We start from the raw sequence: 19,321 nt of genomic DNA on the forward strand, positions 1-19,321 counted from the left end.
TAATAACTATTCAAGCACTAATTCCATGCCTATCTTCTGTGGCTTTAATCCCATAGCTTCATAAAATTTTATAGCACCTGGATTGCATGACCAAACATTTAGAGTCACATTGTAGAACCCTTCTGCTTTTGCATAATCAACCACATGATTATAAAGTGCCTTACCAGCACCTGTACCTCTTATATTTTCATCAACACAAATATCATCTATATAAAGAGTTCGTATATCCGTTAATACTGAATCTCCTATTACCTGCTTGTGAATGCAAAAGGCATGTCCTAAAATCATACCATTTTCATCTACACATACAAATACTGGAGTACTGTCATCAGATATAATTTCTTCCAATTCTTTTGCATTGTACTTTGTAGCAGGCCCTTTAAATATATCAGGTCTGCCATTGTGATGAACCATGTCAACCTGAACTAGAAGCTCAAGTATTCTTGGAATGTCATTCTTGTTAGCTCGTCTTACCATACTCATATTACTCTCCTATTTCGAATGCTTACATTATAACAGTCCTGCAAAGAATGTAGCAAACAATACTGTAAGAATACCTGCCACCGCAATTGAAAGTGAGCTCATTGCTCCTTCCACATCTCCAATCTCCATAGCCTTTGCTGTACCGATGGCATGGGCTGCTGTTCCAAAGGCAAGTCCCTTTGAAATAGGCTCGTGGATTCTGAAAATCTTGCAGATAAACTCACCCATAATATTTCCAAGAACACCTGTAATAACAATTACCGCTACTGTGATGGTCACATATCCACCAAGCTCCTCAGATACACCCATTCCGATGGCTGTAGTGATGGACTTTGGAAGAAGGGTAACATAATTTTCATGATCAAGTCCCATAAGCTTTGAAAGAACAAGTACTGTAACAAGGCTTGTGATAACACCTGATGTAACCCCAAGGATTACTGCCTTTGCGTTGTTCTTAAGAAGCTCCCACTCCTCGTAAAGTGGAATGGCAAGACATACTGTAGCTGGAGTAAGGAACCAGCTGAGGTACTTTGCACCCTGATTATATGTCTCGTAGTCTACATGGCCTCCTACAAGGAAAAGGATTGTAACTACTATTGAAATAAGAAGTGGGTTAAATAATGCAAATCCAAACTTCTTTTTTAATGCTGCGCCCAAACCGTAGGCCACAAGGCTGATTGTCACGCCTGCATAGGCGCTTGTCTGCATAAATTCACTCATTACTTTGTCTCCCCCTTACTCTTTTTGATGATAACCTGGGAAACAAGTCCTGTAGCCCCCATAACTGTAAATATCGTAATTACGGTAATAACCGAAACTGGCAAAAGTACCGGCTGAAGTACGTTCCATGAAGACATAAGTCCTACTCCGGCTGGAATAAACATAACAGGCATGATTTCGATTAAGAATTTTCCTGCATCCCTAACCTGGTCAAGCTTAATAACACCTGTAAGTAGCAACACAAACATAAGCACCATTCCATAGATACTTGCTGGTATCGGAAATGGCAAAACGCTTTTAAGAATTTCACCGATGAGTGAAATCGCTAAAATTATCAGAAACTGTTTTAAAATCTTCATAGCTGTACCTCTTAAAAAAAAATTAGGGCTAAAGAAAACCTCCCTAGCCCCAATTAATTATACTACTTATTTATGATTTGATTGTCCTTTTTCAAGTACTATCCTCTTCATTCGCTCATCGAGCTCGTGAAACACCGGCGTTAGCGGCCATGGCATAAGAGTGACATACTCTCTGTCCCCAGGCTCCAGCCTTTCAAGAAAAGCTTTGAATTCATCTGTATTCTTATAAAGCTCCTTGCCAAATTCACACTGGACGTACTCTTTATCAGAATTATCCACCGTTTCCGTGACTCTTCTAAAACTTATTCGCCCAAACTCGTCCTGTTCCTTTACAAATGACGCCTTTTCATGGACAGGCTGTGGCTCCTCAAGGGAAATCTTTCCTATGTTCAGAAAGTGCTCCCACATGTACTGGGCAATTCTCTCCTTAGAAATGGGATAATTGATTTCCTCGGCAATCCTGCTTATGGAATATCCCAAATCTGCCAAATGACGCACTGCTCCACCGGCTGCTGCATCATTTATGAAATTCCCCAAAGCCTTATTGAATTCCTTCAAATCTACACCTTATCCTTAATAATGATTGTCATCATATATTTAGAATCATCAGGTATCATTATGGCGCCATTGAAAATCTGCTCTGTCTCCATGCCACAGTCTACCACCGCATACACGGATACTTCATCGGCCTGCTCCATCTCAAGGAGACGTTCCTTTATCTTTGCAACATTTCTGCCGCTTTTCATAATTATCTTTGTGCCGGGAAGCTTCAGGTCATCCTCCAGATTTCCCTGGCCAGAAATAATATGGATATTCTCGTCTCTCTCGCTGAGAAGTATGCCTGCAGCTGCTGCAGAACCACAGAATGAGGTGATACCATTAATGATCTCCACCTCTATTCCATCCTTCTTTGCAAGCTTCATTATATAACCAAATGTTGAATAAACTGTGGGGTCTCCTATTGTAAGGAAAGCAAGGCTGTAACCTTCCATTATCAGCTGTCTGTACTTTTCATAAAACTCAGTATGCATCCTGGCAAGAGCATCCTCATCTCTTGTCATTTCAAAATCAAAGCTTACAGTCTTTTTGTATTTGAGTTCCGGGACCACTGGAAGAGCAATCTGGAAAGCACGACACTCGTACTTATCAGCCTTTGGCAGACAGATTACATCTGCCTCCTTGATTGCACGCACTGCCCTCAGTGTCAGCATCTCAGGATCTCCTGGTCCCACTCCAATTCCATACAATATTCCTGCCATAAAATCTCCTTAGGTTTGGGTTAATTTAAATAAATTTTACAGCAGTACCATAAGCCATAACCTCTGCTGCACCCTGCATTATAGCTGAGCTTGAATATCTCACGCCTACGATGGCATCAGCACCAAGCTGCTCAGCCTCATCTACCATTCTCTTTGTGGCAATCTGTCTTGCCTCAGTCAACATCTCTGTATAACCTACAATCTCGCCACCTACAAGAGTCTTCATGCCTGCCATAAAATCTCTTCCAAAGTTCTTAGACTGTACGATTGTCCCCTTTACAACACCTATAACCTCAAAGTTCTGTCCAGGAATTGTTTCAATACTTACTAGCTTCATCTAATTCTCCTCCATCTATTTCTTTTAATCTCTGTTTTAATGCTACAACTGTACCAACAATAACAGCCACGAAAATTGCCATTAATATTGCTATAAATAAAAATGGTGTGTCTTCATCTGTAATGCTCATCCAGCCAATAAGAACCATCATTGCCAACATAAAACCAATACACACTGAAGCTGCAATAATCGGTCCTCTTTTGACTTTTCTTACGTCAGTCTTTCTTACATCCATAAATGATGCTCCTCCCTCCTCCAAACGACGCATGTCGTCTAAGTAAGCCTCAGCATCAAGATTATCCAGGTTCGTCTGGGCATCAATCATCTTTTTGCACATTTCCTTCATAATATCCAGCTGTGCCTGTTTGTATGTAAAGTGAGAAATGTGTCTGTCCAAACAGTCAGTTAATGTAATCTCTCCTGTCTGGATTTTTCTAATCTCATCTATAGGAACTTCCAGCCTTCTAAGCAGTTTTATCTGATTCAGCTTTTTCACATCATCTAGATTGTATTCTCTGTAGCCATTGTTCCTGTCTCGGTCTGGACAAATCAGTCCCTGTTCCTCATAGAAGCGGATATTCTTTTTTGTAATTCCAACCAGCTCTTCAACCTGATTAATCTTCATACTGCCTCCAAATTTACCTGATTAATCTGCCTGTACTACAACAACTGGCTCCTTCTGATAAGCCCGATAAATGAAACAAGCTAAGATAAATGCAACTACTATTAATACCATTTCCAATCCATAAAGAGGTATTACCTTTGCCAGGGCAACTGTCATCCCGTCAACACAGGCATGGATCAAAATAGCCAGGCCATAATATCCGTACTTTCTGTTTTTCACAGCAAGGTATACCAAATAAGAAAGGCAAATGTGTAATGTAATGGCAAAAATACGCTCCACTCCTGCCATATAAAAATCAATAGTCGGTGTGGTTGCAAGGACTGACAGGGTTTCCATGGTCTGGGCCTTCATGCTTTCATCCAGCCCCACAAGCATGGCCTCCATTGTACCTGCATTAATCATAAGAGAAGTAACCAAATTAGAAAGGTAAGTCAATCCTACTATAATGATTGCTTCCACTCCACCATGACCAGCACCGTACATAAGAGCATTCTCTTTTGTAAGATACTTCTTCATCACAGTTTTCATTGCAACCAGTCTGCCAGTCTCCTCAAAGACTCCAGCGGCAATTCCACCATAAATTGCCATAAAGGCTGTGTTTGTTAAAAGAGTATCACCAAATATGCTTATCATTATTCGATGTAAGATACCTTCAAGTATAAGTGCAAAGATAATAAAAGTGACTGCTCCAATAACAAAACAAATCTTATTTGCTCTTTTCTTTATTGAAAAAATAAAAAGAAGAGCTACTGGCACTCCAACTGATATTATGAAAGTAACCAGCATTGCTACCTGTGATGCAACTGAAATTTTTTCCATAATCACGGCCTCCATAATTGTTACATTTGATATTTCATTAAGATATGGCCTTATCTTTGCTTAAAAACTACACCTTCCACAAGGTGGAAGGTCAATAGAAACTTTAAAATTTCTTCAAAATTTATATTTATTTGCTTATTTTACCATTCTAATAGCTACTCCGCCACAGATAATAATACTTGTTGTTATTGTATGACTAATAAAACTAGTTAAGCAGATAAGTGAATCTTTCTAATGACTTTTATCTGCCTGCAACAAAAAGTACCCAATGAAGTAAGAAACTCCATCAGGCACCTATTTTTAATCTGTATTAATTCTAAAGAGATATAAAGCCACACTGACCGCCTCTATCTGGTCCCATAATTCTGTGGGAGAAGAAAAGCTCCGGATGACACTTGGTGCAGTAATCAGTCACCTCGATGTGCTCTTCAAGAATTCCTGCTTCAAGCAAGCCCATTTTGCAGGCTGTCCATAAGTCCAGCATGTATTTATTTTCATCATCTGGATTAAAGATGGATGGTCTAAGGAGTTTATCCTTTGATTCTTCGCCGAATGCTTTAATGAATTCCCCGGCAACATCGCCACTTACCTCATAGCAATCCCTGCAGATACTTGGTCCGATTCCGCAGATAATATCTTTAGGATCTGAGCCAAATTCATCATGCATCTTTTCTACTGTTATTTTTCCAATCTTTCCAACAGTGCCTCTCCAGCCGGAGTGTGATAATCCCACTACCTGTTTTACTGGATCATAAAAGAAAAGTGGAACACAGTCTGCATAAGCTGTCACAAGCGGCAGGTCCTTTACATTTGTAATAAGACCATCCACATCATCATAAGGTCTTTCCTTTGTGATTCCATTTCCAGCATCCTCCTCTTTTACCACAATTACATTTGTAGTATGAGTCTGCTTTGAAAGGCACATTCTCTCGTAATTTATATCCAAAGCTGCTGCAATTCGCTTGTAATTTTCCCGTACATTTTCATCAGAGTCACCTCTGTTGAAATTCAGATTCAAGGAATCATATACTCCCGTGCTGACGCCTCCAAGTCTTGTAGAATAGCAATGCTTCACTCCCTTAAAAGAATCAAAGGTCATGAAGGTTACGCCATTTTTTGTTACTTTATTCATATGTAATATCCTCTCAATTTAAATACCCCACCAGATAATCTGATGGGGCTTTAATATTACTATATTAGATTTTTGCTACATCCACAAGTGTGTACTCTGTGGTTGCCGATTCAAGTGATGTTGCAAGTGCAACTGCGGTATCCATAGCTGTGATACAGTTGATACCAGTCTCGATGGCATTTCTTCTGATGAGGAATCCATCTCTTGTCTTGTCCCCGTGCCCCTGTGTAGGTGTATCGATAACAAGATCAATCTTATGTCCAAGGATAAGGTCCATTACGTTTGGAGATTCCTGAGTAATCTTGTTTACCCAACGAGCCTCAACGCCACCCTCCTGAAGGTACTTTGCTGTAGAACGTGTAGCGTAGATTGTGTAGCCAAGCTTCTCAAATCTCTTTGCTACCTCAAGTGCCTCTGGCTTATCAGCATCCTTTACAGTAATAATCATCTGCTTGTGCTTTGGAAGAACGACTCCCGCACCAAGGAATGCCTTGTAAAGAGCTTCCTCGAAAGTCTTTGCGATACCCAAGCACTCACCAGTAGACTTCATTTCTGGTCCCAAGCTAATCTCAGCACCGCGAAGCTTCTCGAATGAGAATACTGGCATCTTGATTGCGATATAATCTGCCTCAGGCTGAAGGCCTGGCTCATATCCCATATCCTTAATCTTGTGACCAAGGATTGCCTTTGCAGCAAGGTCTACGATTGGAATACCTGTTACCTTACTGATGTAAGGTACTGTACGAGAGCTTCGAGGATTAACCTCGATTACGTATACCTCTCCGTCCATGGCGATGAACTGGATGTTAATCATACCAAGTACATGAAGGGCTTTCGCAAGGCGCTCTGTATAATCTACAATCTTATCTTTAATATCCTGGCTGATTGTGTGAGCAGGATATACTGAGATACTGTCACCTGAGTGGATACCAGTACGCTCGATATGCTCCATGATACCAGGAATCAGAATGTTCTCACCGTCGCAGATGGCATCTACCTCAATCTCCTTACCCTGTAAATACTTATCTACAAGGATTGGGTGATCCTGAGCTATCTGGTTGATGATGTCCATAAACTTCTCGATTTCTTCATCGTTGAAGGCAATCTGCATACCCTGACCACCAAGTACGTATGAAGGACGTACAAGCACTGGGTATCCAAGTCTGTTTGCAACTTCCTTTGCTTCCTCAGCTGTGAAGACTGTTCCACCTGCTGCACGAGGAATCTGTGTCTTTTCAAGAATCTCATCGAAGAGCTCTCTATCCTCTGCTGCATCAACATCCTCTGCTTTTGTACCGAGGATTGGCACACCGATTTTCATAAGGTGCTCTGTAAGCTTGATAGCTGTCTGTCCACCGAACTGTACGATAGCACCGTCTGGCTTCTCAAGATTTACGATTGATTCAACATCCTCGTTTGTAAGAGGCTCAAAGTAAAGCTTGTCAGCAATATCAAAGTCTGTTGAAACTGTCTCTGGGTTGTTGTTTACGATAACTGTCTCCCAGCCTTCCTTTGCAAATGCCCAGGTAGCATGAACTGAACAGTAGTCGAACTCGACACCCTGACCGATACGGATAGGACCTGAACCAAGTACAAGTACCTTCTTGCGACCTGTAGTCTGGACTGCCTCGTTCTCGCTTCCATATACGCTGTAGTAGTAAGGAGTCATGGCATCAAACTCTGCTGCACAGGTATCAACCATCTTGTAAGCTGCAACGATGCCGTTGTCGTAACGCATCTTGCGTACCTGCTCCTCTGTGAGCTTTCCATTGAGTTCCGCAATTACGTTATCTGGGAACTCGATTCTCTTTGCTTCCTTAAGAAGCTCTACTGTAAGCTCCTCGTTTGCAAGACGCTGCTCCATCTCAACTAAGATTTTAATCTTATCGATGAACCAGATATCTATCTTTGTAATCTCATGAATCTTCTCATAGCTTACACCGCGACGAAGTGCCTCTGCGATGCAGTAGATTCTTCTATCGTCTACAACTGTAAGTGCTTCATCAAGTTCCTCATCAGTCATGTCGCAGAAGTCGTAGCTCATAAGTGAATCTACGTGCTGCTCCAGTGAGCGGATGGCCTTCATAAGGGCACCCTCGAAGTTGTTGCAGATAGACATTACCTCACCAGTAGCCTTCATCTGAGTGGTAAGCTTTCTGGTAGCTGTAATGAATTTATCAAATGGAAGACGTGGAATCTTTACTACGCAGTAATCAAGCATTGGCTCGAATGATGCGAATGTCTTCTTTGTGATAGCGTTTGGAATCTCATCAAGTGTGTATCCAAGGGCAATCTTTGCTGCTACCTTTGCGATTGGATAACCTGTTGCCTTCGAAGCAAGGGCTGATGAACGGGATACTCGAGGGTTTACCTCGATTACGCAGTACTCAAAGCTCTCTGGATGAAGAGCGTACTGTACGTTACATCCACCTGTGATGCCCAGCTCATCAATAATACGAAGTGCAGATGTACGAAGCATCTGATACTCCTTGTCACCAAGTGTCTGTGAAGGAGCAACTACGATTGAGTCACCTGTATGTACACCAACTGGGTCGATGTTTTCCATGTTACAAACTGTGATGCAGTTACCTGCTGCATCTCGCATTACCTCATACTCGATTTCCTTCCAGCCTGCAATACATCTTTCTACAAGTACTTCGTGTACACGTGAAAGACGAAGACCATTTGTAAGAATCTCAACGAGCTCTGCCTGGTTGTGAGCGATACCACCGCCTGAACCACCAAGTGTGTAAGCAGGACGAAGTACTACCGGATATCCGATAGTGTTTGTAAACTTGATACCGTCTTCTACTGTGTTTACTACAAGTGAAGCTGCTACTGGCTCACCAAGCTTTTCCATTGTATCCTTGAAAGCCTGTCTATCCTCAGCTCTAAAGATTGTCTCAGCTGTTGTACCGATGAGCTTTACTCCCTGCTCAGCAAGGAAACCTGACTCTGCAAGCTCCATACCAAGGTTAAGACCAGCCTGACCACCAAGTGTTGGAAGAAGTGAGTCTGGCTTTTCCTTAATAATAATCTGCTTTAAAACATCAACAGTAAGAGGCTCGATATAAACCTGATCTGCAATTTCCTTATCTGTCATGATGGTAGCTGGGTTTGAATTTACCAGGCATACCTCCATGCCCTCTTCCTTAAGTGAACGGCAAGCCTGAGTTCCCGCATAGTCGAACTCCGCTGCCTGTCCGATGACGATAGGACCAGAGCCAATCACCATTACTTTCTTAATGTCACTTCTCTTTGGCATTTACTGCTCTCCTCCCATCATATTTATAAATCTGTCAAACAAGTATCCGCTGTCCTGTGGTCCTGGGCATGCCTCAGGATGGAACTGAACAGTGAAGATGTTCTTTCCTGTGTATTTAAGTCCTTCGTTGGTGCCGTCGTTTACATTTACAAATGCAGGTGTGGCAACCTTTGAATCAAGCTTGTCCACATCTACTACGTAGCCGTGATTCTGTGATGAAATGTACACTCTTCCAGTCTCAAGATCCTTTACAGGATGATTTCCACCTCTGTGTCCGTACTTCATCTTGTGTGTATCTGCACCTGTTGCAAGAGCCATAAGCTGATGTCCAAGGCAGATGGCGAAGATTGGAACATCCGAATCATACAGCTTTTTAATCTCATCTATAATAGGTCCGCAATCCTTTGGATCTCCAGGTCCGTTTGAAAGCATAATTCCGTCTGGATTAGATGAAAGGATTTTTTCTGCCTTTGTGTGGGCAGGGTAAATTGTAACCTCGCAGCCTCTGTCGTTAAGAGACTTTGCAATATTCTTCTTTGCGCCAAAATCTAAAAGTGCAACTCTCTTGCCGCTGCCCTTAAGAACTGAGCTTGTGTCGCAAGTAACCTTTGTTACCACATCGCCTGTAGCATAAGCTTCAAGCTTTGGCTTGATTTCCTCAAAGTTGTAATTCTCATTTGTGGTAATCATTCCGTTCATTGTGCCCTTCTCACGAAGAATCTTTGTAAGGGCTCTTGTATCGATACCAGCAATACCTGGGATATCATGCTTTACTAAGAAATCCTGAATAGTACCTTCGCAACGGAAGTTTGAAGGGATACGGCTTAGCTCTCTTACAATAAATCCATCTGGCCATGGTCTGCTGCTTTCCATATCTGGTGTGATTCCATAGTTACCAATCAATGGATAAGTCATACAAACTGCCTGCCCCGCATAAGAAGGATCTGTAAGAACCTCAAGGTAACCTGTCATTGAAGTGTTAAAAACGATTTCGCTGACAACCTCTCTTGTGGAACCGATGCTTGTTCCCTCAAAAACTGTACCATCTTCCAAAATTAAAAATGCTTTCATCTTACTCCTTTTCTACCCTTTTATTTTTTACAAAAATCCAAGGTAAGTTTTTACCTTGGATTTTATGATTATCTGAAGTAATCTACGCCTGCCTCAAAGAGCTTCATGTCCTGGTTTCCGTAGATGTTGAGAGCTACGCCGTCGCCTCTACGTTCTGCATGACACATCTTACCGTATACACGTCCATCAGGGCTGGTAATACCCTCAATAGCGCAGTAGCTTCCATTGATGTTCCACTCTTCATCCATTGTAGGATTTCCGTTTTCATCAACGTACTGTGTAGCAACCTGTCCGTTCTCAAAGAGCTTCTTAATCCACTCTTCTGAAGCAACGAAACGTCCCTCACCATGAGAGGCTGGAGAGCAATATGTCTCACCAAGCTGTGCACCTGCAAGCCATGGTGACTTGTTGCTGACTACCTTCGTATATGCGATTTTTGAAATATGACGTCCGATTGTGTTGTATGTAAGTGTTGGAGCATCCTCTTTCTGTGTATGAATCTCGCCGTAAGGAACAAGACCAAGCTTGATAAGTGCCTGGAAACCATTACAGATACCAAGCATAAGACCGTCTCTGTTATTGAGAAGTCCGTGGATAGCTTCCTTCATCTTTTCGTTTCTAAATGCGGTAGCAAAGAACTTTGCAGAACCCTCTGGCTCATCACCGGCAGAGAAACCACCTGGGAACATAACAATCTGTGACTGAGCAATTGCTCTTGAGAATTCGTCAACTGACTCTCTGATATCCTCTGCTGTCTGGTTCTTAAATACCTTTACGTTTGTGATAGCACCAGCATTTTCAAATGCTCTTGCTGAATCGTACTCACAGTTTGTACCTGGGAATACTGGAATAAATACTCTAGGCTTTGCAATCTTATTCTTGCAAACATAGAAGTTCTTTGACTCATAGAGTCCTGTATCTACAAGAGATGTATCCTCGTGACTGCGTGTCTTGAATACCTTCTCAAGTGTGCCAGTCCATGCAGCGATTGCCTCGTCTACAGAAATCTTTACATCCTTATATGTGAATGTAGCATCGTCTGTAACCTCACCAACCTCAAAGCCACAGTCTGAAAGGCCGCGCTTCTCAAGCTCGTTGATGATTGCAAGTGCTCCATCCTCTGAAACTTCTACTACGATATCTCCGATTACACAGCCGAAAAGTAATACTGACTGGCAGGCATCGTGAAGCTTAACACCAAGCTTGTTACCGAATGCCATCTTTGAAACAGCAGGTACAAGTCCGTATGCATCAAGTGCATAAGCAGCCTTGATATTTCCAAGCTCAACCATTTGTCTTACAACCTCGAAGATTGCCTTTGCCTGCTGGTAGTTTGGCTGATCGTAATTGTCACGAAGAATTCTGAGTAAAAAGAGCTTGTCGCCAGCTTCCTTTAACTCAGGTGTAACAATATCCTGCTCCTTAGCAACATCTACTGCGAAAGAAACAAGTGTTGGAGGAACATCGATTTCATTGAATGTTCCTGACATAGAATCCTTACCACCGATTGAAGGAAGTCCGAATTCCATCTGTGCCTTATATGCACCAAGAAGTGCTGCAAATGGCTGGCTCCATCTCTTTGGATCCTCGCTCATTCTGCGGAAGTACTCCTGGAATGTAAATCTAATCTTCTTGTAATCACCACCAGTTGCAACGATACGAGCTACTGACTCTAATACCGCAAGCTGTGAACCGTGATATGGTGACCATGAGCTGACATATGGATTGAAGCCGTATGCCATCATTGTAACTGCATCTGTCTTACCGTCAGCTACTGGTACCTTAGCTACCATAGCCTGTGTCTCTGTAAGCTGATACTTTCCACCGAAAGGCATAAGTGTTGAACCTGCACCGATTGAACCATCGAACATTTCAACAAGACCCTTCTGTGAACACTCGTTAAGATCTGCAAGTGAATCAAGCCAAGCTGCCTTAAAGTCGCCCTTTGCAACATCCTCTGCAACCTTCTCGATACCAATCTTATCAATGTACTTATCTTTGCTGTCTGGAAGCTCTACATAAACATCTGTCTCCTGGTGAGCACCGTTTGTATCAAGGAATGCTCTAGAAAGGTTAACGATTTCCTTACCTCTCCAGTTGAGAACAAGACGTGGCTCCTTAGTAACAACAGCAACCTCGATTGCCTCTAAGTTTTCCTCAGCTGCATACTGAAGGAACTTATTTACATCTGCTGGAGCAACAACTACTGCCATACGCTCCTGAGACTCTGAAATAGCAAGCTCAGTTCCATCGAGACCTGCGTACTTCTTTGGAACCTTATCTAAATCAACTGTAAGACCTGGAGCAAGCTCACCGATGGCAACTGAAACACCGCCGGCACCAAAGTCATTACACTTCTTAATTATATAAGAAACTTCTTCTCTTCTGAAAAGACGCTGAATCTTTCTCTCTGTAGGTGGGTTACCCTTCTGAACCTCAGCACCACAAACTGCTGTAGACTCTGTATTGTGTGCCTTTGAAGAACCAGTAGCACCACCGATACCATCACGACCTGTACGTCCACCAAGGAGGATGATCTTATCTCCTGGATCAGAGTTTAATCTCTGAACAGCACGTCTTGGTGCAGCACCCATAACAGCACCAATCTCCATACGCTTAGCTACATAGTCTGGATGATAAATCTCTTTTACGTATCCTGTAGCAAGACCAATCTGGTTACCATATGAGCTGTAACCGTGAGCAGCCTCACGAACAAGCTTCTTCTGTGGAAGCTTTCCTTCGATTGTTTCCTTTACAGAAACTGTAGGGTCAGCTGCACCTGTAACACGCATAGCCTGATATACATAAGTACGTCCTGAAAGTGGATCACGGATTGCTCCACCAAGACAAGTAGCAGCGCCACCAAATGGCTCGATTTCTGTAGGATGGTTGTGTGTCTCATTCTTGAAGTTGATGAGCCACTCTTCTTCTGTTCCATCTACGTTGATTGGAACAACGATTGAGCAAGCGTTAATCTCATCAGACTCTTCCTGATCATCAAGCTTGCCGTCAGCCTTAAGACGCTTCATTGCAAGAAGTGCAAGGTCCATAAGGCATACAAATTTATCATCTCTATCCTTGTAGAGAATCTTGAAATTATCAAGGTAGTCATTGAAAGTATCCTGGATAGGAGCCTTGTAGTAGCCGTCCTCGATAGTAACGTTCTTAAGTTCTGTAGAGAAAGTAGTATGTCTACAGTGATCAGACCAATAAGTATCTAATACTCTGATTTCTGTAACAGTTGGATCTCTATGTTCGTCATTGGAAAAATAGTTCTGAATGTGAAGAAAATCCTTAAATGTCATAGCAAGATTTAAGGAATCATATAAAGTGCGTAAATCTTTCTCAGCCATAGAAATGAAACCGTCAAATGTATTGACGTCGGCTGGCTCATCGAAATTATTAGAAAGAGACTCTGGCTTATCAAGAGAAGTCTCTCTAGAATCAACAGGATTAATACAATGCTTTTTGATAGCATCGAATTCGTCATCAGTAATGCTACCCTCAATAACATAGGTAGTCGCTGTGTGGATAGTAGGCTCTTCATTTTCATTTAAGAGCTTAAGACACTGCTCAGCAGAATCGGCACGCTGGTCGAACTGGCCTGGCAAAAACTCAACAGAAAAGACACGACCATTGTAATCAAATGTCTCTTCGTAAACATCATCAACAGGAGGCTCAGAAAACACTGTCTTAACTGCTTTCTTGAAAACGTCGTCAGAAACATCCTGAACGTCATAACGAATCAGAACTCTAACTCCTGTAACATCCTTGATGCCTAAGTAACTTCCTATTTCGGAAAACAGTGACTTGGCAGATACTGCAAATTGTGGCTTTTTCTCAACGTAAACTCTTCTTACTTTGCCCACATTACACCTCCGTATTATTAACTTGAAATCTGTGAGACAAGACTCCTGCTATGAAATTTGGGCCACTAAAAACTAGTAAAAATAGCAGGTAGCCTCACAGTTAAAAAGAGTATAACACAAAAAATTCACAACTCCTAATAATATTTTAGTCCTTTTTCTTCCAGAAATTTGTTAATTTTAACGAAACCTCATCAACCGTGGTAAATTCTGCATCATTCCATTCTCGTGGAAATGTTTTTCTATAGCTTCCAAAACGGAATCTCTCATCAAGTAGTGCAATAACACCAACGTCATCTTTAGTACGAATCAGTCGGCCTGCTGCCTGGATTACTTTATTCATTCCAGGATATAAATACGCATATTCGAATCCGTTCTTTCCCTCATCATCGAAGAAGTCGGACATAAGCTTTCTCTCATTTCCCACCTGTGGCAAGCCCGCCCCCAGGATAATGGAACCAATAAGCTTTCCACCAACCAGATCAATTCCCTCTGAGAAGATTCCACCAAGTGTACAAAATGCCACCATGGACTTCTCTCTCTTCTTCTCGAATTCTAGTAGGAAATCTTCTCTCTCCTGCTCAGTCATATTCTGCTGCTGAATAATTATCTCAACATCATCGCCAAAAGCCTGATACTTTTCATGGATGTCCTCCAGGAATTTATATGAAGGACCAAAGACCATATAATTTCCCTGCTTCGCATTTACGATAGTCTGAATGTATCTGGCAAACTTCACATATTCATCTTCACCACGTCTGGTGTACTTGCTGGTAACATCTGTGCCAAGAAGAAGTAATCTATTCTGCTGGTCAAAAACTGAATCAACATATATAGCATATACGTCTGTAATATTGCACAGCAAATCCTTGTAATAATCTATTGGCAAAAGTGTGGCACTAAAATATACAGTGGCTCTTGCCATGGCAAGTCTCTGCTGAAGCTGAGCCGAAGGATCAATGCAATATAAATGAAGATTGAAATTCTTATCATCATCAAAATCACAATAGATTCTGTAGTGGTCTGGATCCTGCTGGTAAGCAAGTGCTGTAAAGTTTCTAAGTCTGAAATAGAAATCCAAAACCTCATCCTGATAGATTCCAAATTTCACTTCTTTCTTAAAGAGCTGCTCGAAAATCATCTGAAGATTATCGCATGCATTTAACAACATGTCGATATCACTAAGCACAGTGATATCCCTGTCGCATTCTCGTTTATACTCAAGCATGATTCTGTTACACTTCTCTAAAGCGTTCACCAGCTTTTTGCTGACAGGCTTGGCATATCTTTTAATAGAAAGAATCTCTTCTTTTATAAGAGTCTCCGAGTACATCTCTCTGGCACGATCTACCATATTGTGAGCCTCATCGATAAGGAAGATGTGCTCACCATTTCTTCCCTCGGCAAAGAAACGCTTCAGGTAAACATTTGGATCAAAGACATAATTGTAATCGCAGATGATTCCTTCACACCATGTGCTCACATCAAGTGCCAGTTCAAATGGACATACAACATATTCCTCTGCGTATCCTAAAACCACATCTCTTGTGATAACTGTTTCCTTTGTGATGATTTCATATATAACATCATTTACCCTGTCGAAATGCCCTCTTGCATATGGACAGTTATCAGGATTGCAGTCGGCTTCATCGCAAAGGCACATCTTTTCCTTTGCAGTAAGCATAATAGTCCTGCCCTCATATCCATTTTGTGAAAGAAGGCTATATGCATCACGCGCAGCCAGTGCCGTAGCAGTCTTTGCTGTAAGATAAAACACTCGCTCAGCAAGATTCTGTCCAAGTGCCATTACAGCAGGGAAAACATTGGCGATAGTCTTTCCTGTGCCTGTAGGGGCCTGCATAAATAAAATTTTCCTTCTATATATACTGCGATAAACATCGGATACAAGTTTCTTCTGTCCATCACGATATTCGTATGGGAACTCTAATCCCTGAACAGACTCCAATACCTCCTGCTTGTGATAGTACTGAAAATCTGCCCACTTTTTAAATATATTTATTATGGTAAGAAACCATTCTTCTATTTCATCAAATGAATATGTCTGATTGAATCGCTTTATTTCTTCCGTCTCCAGACTGACATAAGTCATCTGCACATCTATCTCAGGAAGATTGTACTCGTTGGCAATCATATAGGCGTAACACTTTGCCTGTGCCTCATGAACAAGCACTGGCTTTTCAAAGGTCATTACATCCATGTACATGCCTTTTATCTCATCCACAGTAGCTGACCAGACAGTGCCATCCTCATCCATATCTAAAACCACACCATCAGCTCGTCCCTCGAGACCAATAATGTAATCATCATATTCAACCTGATATTTCAGAGGAACTTCTGCACGATAAAAAGGACCCATAGAGTTTTGTATCTTTCTATGAATCCTGCTACCTTCCTGCATTGCCTCAAATGGATCAACAGAACCTTTACGGTCATCTATATCTCCCTCTCTAAGCAAAAACTCAACAAGGTTCCTGACGGATATATTAATTTGTGCTTTTTCTCCTTCCGGAGTAACTAATCGCGCAACTTTCATACAATAATTATTCTCTCATATAATCAGAAACTCACCAGAACTTTTCCAAAGAAAAAGCCTGTGAGTAACTCACAGGCTTAATTATACATTATTCGATTTTATGCAACAACGAACTTTTGTACAGCATTCTTAAATGAATAATCTTCTGGATTGTTAAGGTGAACACTTAACTCTCTCTTGATGCCCATTGCAATGACACCCAAAAGTGACTTTCCATCAATGTAAACTACTCCGCTATGTAAATCTACATCGCCGCCACACTGAGCAGCTGCCTTTACAAATTCCTCTGCATCTGCTGTATTTTCTAATCTAATCTTAAACATTTTAAATAAAACTCCTATTACTAAAACAAACAGTATACCAAAACAGTTTAGTAATATATAACATCATTTTTCTGTACTGTCAATGCCAGAAATACTCATAAAAAATCACTATTTGTATATTAAATAACAACTATTAGAAATTGCCTATAATTCGATTGTAGTTATTAATACTGCGTTTCCTGCTAAGCCTTTATTTTCAAGCTTTGTACAATTCGCGCATTTTTTCAGTTTCCCAATGTAAAGGTTTTTGAAAATTCAAAATAAAGCAAGTATTAACAATCATTTTTTGTATTATATCAAATACAAAGCCTCGGATATTACTATCCGAGGCTTAATAGACATTTAGTATTTGAATGATTTTGATTATATTTGATTACTCTATAAACATATCTCCATACCACTTAAGTGCTTCTACATATGCATCGTAAACAACATGCATTTCAATATCCTGAAGCACCATAAGACGAGATACTTCCTGCCAATCTCCAGCTTCGTAGCTGAGAAGGAACTCAAGCTGTGGTGAGAAGATACCATCATCATTAATAAGTGCCTTCTTGATTTCAGCACTAACACCAACCTGATTTAATGCATCTTCCATTGGCATATCAAGGATAAGATTTAGCAGTGAGAATAATCCCATAAGGAATAACTCATCTTTGCGCATAGCATAATCAAATGCTGGTGCAAGGTTCTCAGCAAATCTAGCTCTAATAAGTGATAATCTTGTAATCTCATTTGGCTTACCAGCTGCCAACTCATTAAATAATGTAGTATTAAGCCAGCGGCGAATCTCCTTCTGACCCAAAAGAGCTGTAGCCTGATTAATTGATCTAATATTCGAATTAATAGTAAGCTTATTTGCAATCTTAAGAAGCTCAATAGATAAAGCTGGATCCTGTGCAACTACGTTTGCAACATCCTCTAAATCGAAGTCTGACTGATTAATCACAGTCATAAGCTTCATATAATTAATTTTGATAGGAGTAACCTCTGTATCCTGTGTATTAATAGGAACTCTAAAGAAAGTACCCTCGAATATCTTGAATAAACCAGAATCCTTTGCCTTATCAAACTCTTCTTTCGAATGAAGATTTTCGGCACAGAAAGTCATTTTTGGCAATACCTTTTTGAACGCCTGTACTTGCTCAACAATGTCTCCAGAATCGGCATTAACAAGGAAAATATCAAAATCATCAAGCATAGATTTATATTCTTCTATGCTAGTAATAGGAAGATCTTTTATTCCTAATTTAAAGCCTTTACTCTTCAAGTCATGTAAACGCTTTTTATAAGAATCTTCTGGCTTTATAGTATGGTCCATAAGAAGAACTATTCGACCATCAAAACCAGTTAACTGCTGTTCAATGTTTGCAAATAATGAGATGTTATTAATAGGAATAATAATATCGCAATTTGCAACTAAATCGTCCTCTGAGATGCTCTCAAATACCTCAATTCCGACGATTGACCCTGCTCCATCGTACTTTCCTGCAGCAAGTAAATGTGGATTCTCGAACATGTTCTCTTTCTGTGCATACAAGCAGTACGCAGCCACTGACATGTCTTCGTAAAATAGTGGTACTAATGTAGCTAGCATAACCCTTCTCCTTTTTTAAGCCCCGTATTTTTAATAAAAACCCCATAAAGTATTCTGACAGAATTGTCTGAATATTTATAATTAATTATAGCACTCCACATTTTCATATTCAATTAATTGCACAAAAAAAGAGCTGTAAATCTTAGATGATTTACAGCTCTAGGTCAAACAGGGGACGAGAGAATCGAACTCCCACCAAAGGTTTTGGAGACCCCTATCATACCATTTGACCAGTCCCCTAAATCGTAAGCGAAAAACCCAAAATTGATTTGAGTCCCTCACCCACGCGACTTAATGATAATAACACAATATCTAGTCGCTTTCAATAGAAAAATCACAAAAACTTCACATTTTTTTCGGGTTTTTGTCATAAAAAAATTCTTGCTTTTTAAAGCAAGAATTTCTTAGTGGAGACGGAGAGATTCGAACTCTTGACCCCCTGCTTGCAAGGCAGGTGCTCTCCCAACTGAGCTACGCCCCCATATAATTTCGTTGCTCTATATTCAAAATAGCAAGCTTAATGCTTGCTACTACATCTTGTAGCAACCTCAAAACTTCACACAGTAGGACTTAGTATCCTATACGCTAAACATCTTTATAGAATAAACCTTCGATCTATTAGTATTCATCAGCTGAATGCGTTACCGCACTTACACCTTGAACCTATCTACCTTATCGTCTTTAAGGGATCTTATCTCCTTGAAGGAGGGGATATCTCATCTTGAGGGGGGCTTCACGCTTAGATGCCTTCAGCGTTTATCCCGTCCAGACTTGGCTACTCAGCTATGCCGTTGGTCGACAGCTGATACACCAGTGGTCCGTCCACCCCGGTCCTCTCGTACTAGGGGCAGCTCCTCTCAAATATCCTCCGCCCGCGCCGGATAGGGACCGAACTGTCTCACGACGTTCTG

The 19,321-nt window shown here is 41.1% G+C and carries 15 protein-coding genes, 2 tRNA genes and 1 rRNA gene; all 18 read right to left on the minus strand.

Features of this window, described 5'->3' with window-relative positions:
* Positions 1-6: 6 nt before the first annotated feature.
* Positions 7-483: a GNAT family N-acetyltransferase gene (locus G592_RS0101335; protein WP_028246229.1), complete on the minus strand. Its 477-nt coding sequence runs from the start codon at positions 481-483 to the stop codon at positions 7-9.
* Between the two features lie 27 nt (positions 484-510).
* Positions 511-1,203: an LrgB family protein gene (locus tag G592_RS0101340; protein ID WP_028246230.1), complete on the minus strand. Its 693-nt coding sequence runs from the start codon at positions 1,201-1,203 to the stop codon at positions 511-513.
* On the minus strand, positions 1,203-1,562 hold the full coding sequence (locus tag G592_RS0101345; RefSeq protein ID WP_028246231.1) for a CidA/LrgA family protein: 360 nt from the start codon (positions 1,560-1,562) through the stop codon (positions 1,203-1,205). The genes G592_RS0101340 and G592_RS0101345 overlap by 1 nt, the downstream gene beginning before the upstream one ends.
* 66 nt (positions 1,563-1,628) lie before the next feature.
* Positions 1,629-2,120: a hypothetical protein gene (locus G592_RS15285; RefSeq protein ID WP_036951446.1), complete on the minus strand. Its 492-nt coding sequence runs from the start codon at positions 2,118-2,120 to the stop codon at positions 1,629-1,631.
* A gap of 2 nt (positions 2,121-2,122) precedes the next feature.
* Entirely contained in the window at positions 2,123-2,821 is a 699-nt protein-coding gene (cobI, locus tag G592_RS0101355; protein WP_028246232.1) for a precorrin-2 C(20)-methyltransferase, read from the minus strand.
* A 25-nt stretch (positions 2,822-2,846) separates the two neighbouring features.
* On the minus strand, positions 2,847-3,158 hold the full coding sequence (locus G592_RS0101360) for a heavy metal-binding domain-containing protein (protein WP_028246233.1): 312 nt from the start codon (positions 3,156-3,158) through the stop codon (positions 2,847-2,849).
* Positions 3,139-3,783 (minus strand): MerR family transcriptional regulator, encoded by a 645-nt coding sequence (locus G592_RS0101365; RefSeq protein WP_028246234.1) that lies wholly within the window; start codon positions 3,781-3,783, stop codon positions 3,139-3,141. Before G592_RS0101365 ends, G592_RS0101360 begins: the two co-directional genes overlap by 20 nt.
* A 21-nt stretch (positions 3,784-3,804) precedes the next feature.
* Positions 3,805-4,602, minus strand: a complete 798-nt coding sequence (locus G592_RS0101370; RefSeq protein WP_051194698.1) for a YhfC family intramembrane metalloprotease — start codon at positions 4,600-4,602, stop codon at positions 3,805-3,807.
* 316 nt (positions 4,603-4,918) lie between these two features.
* Positions 4,919-5,734, minus strand: coding sequence for a peptidoglycan editing factor PgeF (gene pgeF, locus G592_RS0101375; RefSeq protein ID WP_036951449.1), 816 nt, complete (start codon positions 5,732-5,734; stop codon positions 4,919-4,921).
* A 64-nt stretch (positions 5,735-5,798) separates the two neighbouring features.
* Positions 5,799-8,999, minus strand: coding sequence for a carbamoyl-phosphate synthase large subunit (gene carB / locus G592_RS0101380; RefSeq protein WP_028246237.1), 3,201 nt, complete (start codon positions 8,997-8,999; stop codon positions 5,799-5,801).
* Positions 9,000-10,070, minus strand: coding sequence for a carbamoyl phosphate synthase small subunit (locus G592_RS0101385; protein WP_028246238.1), 1,071 nt, complete (start codon positions 10,068-10,070; stop codon positions 9,000-9,002).
* A gap of 68 nt (positions 10,071-10,138) precedes the next feature.
* Positions 10,139-13,939: a phosphoribosylformylglycinamidine synthase gene (locus tag G592_RS0101390; RefSeq protein WP_028246239.1), complete on the minus strand. Its 3,801-nt coding sequence runs from the start codon at positions 13,937-13,939 to the stop codon at positions 10,139-10,141.
* A 145-nt stretch (positions 13,940-14,084) separates the two neighbouring features.
* Entirely contained in the window at positions 14,085-16,490 is a 2,406-nt protein-coding gene (locus G592_RS0101395; RefSeq protein ID WP_028246240.1) for an ATP-dependent DNA helicase, read from the minus strand.
* Between the two features lie 98 nt (positions 16,491-16,588).
* A complete protein-coding gene (locus tag G592_RS0101400) occupies positions 16,589-16,813 on the minus strand; it encodes an HPr family phosphocarrier protein (RefSeq protein WP_028246241.1) in 225 nt (74 codons plus the stop codon).
* A 373-nt stretch (positions 16,814-17,186) separates the two neighbouring features.
* Entirely contained in the window at positions 17,187-18,410 is a 1,224-nt protein-coding gene (locus G592_RS0101405; protein WP_028246242.1) for an EAL and HDOD domain-containing protein, read from the minus strand.
* 169 nt (positions 18,411-18,579) lie between these two features.
* Positions 18,580-18,650: transfer RNA gene (locus G592_RS0101410), tRNA-Trp, on the minus strand.
* Positions 18,651-18,818: 168 nt separating this feature from the next.
* A tRNA-Ala gene (locus G592_RS0101415) sits at positions 18,819-18,891 on the minus strand.
* Positions 18,892-19,008: 117 nt separating this feature from the next.
* A 23S ribosomal RNA gene (locus G592_RS0101420) occupies positions 19,009-19,321 on the minus strand; the annotation flags it as partial.

The organism is Pseudobutyrivibrio ruminis CF1b (assembly GCF_000424005.1).
Lineage (GTDB): Bacteria > Bacillota > Clostridia > Lachnospirales > Lachnospiraceae > Pseudobutyrivibrio > Pseudobutyrivibrio ruminis_C.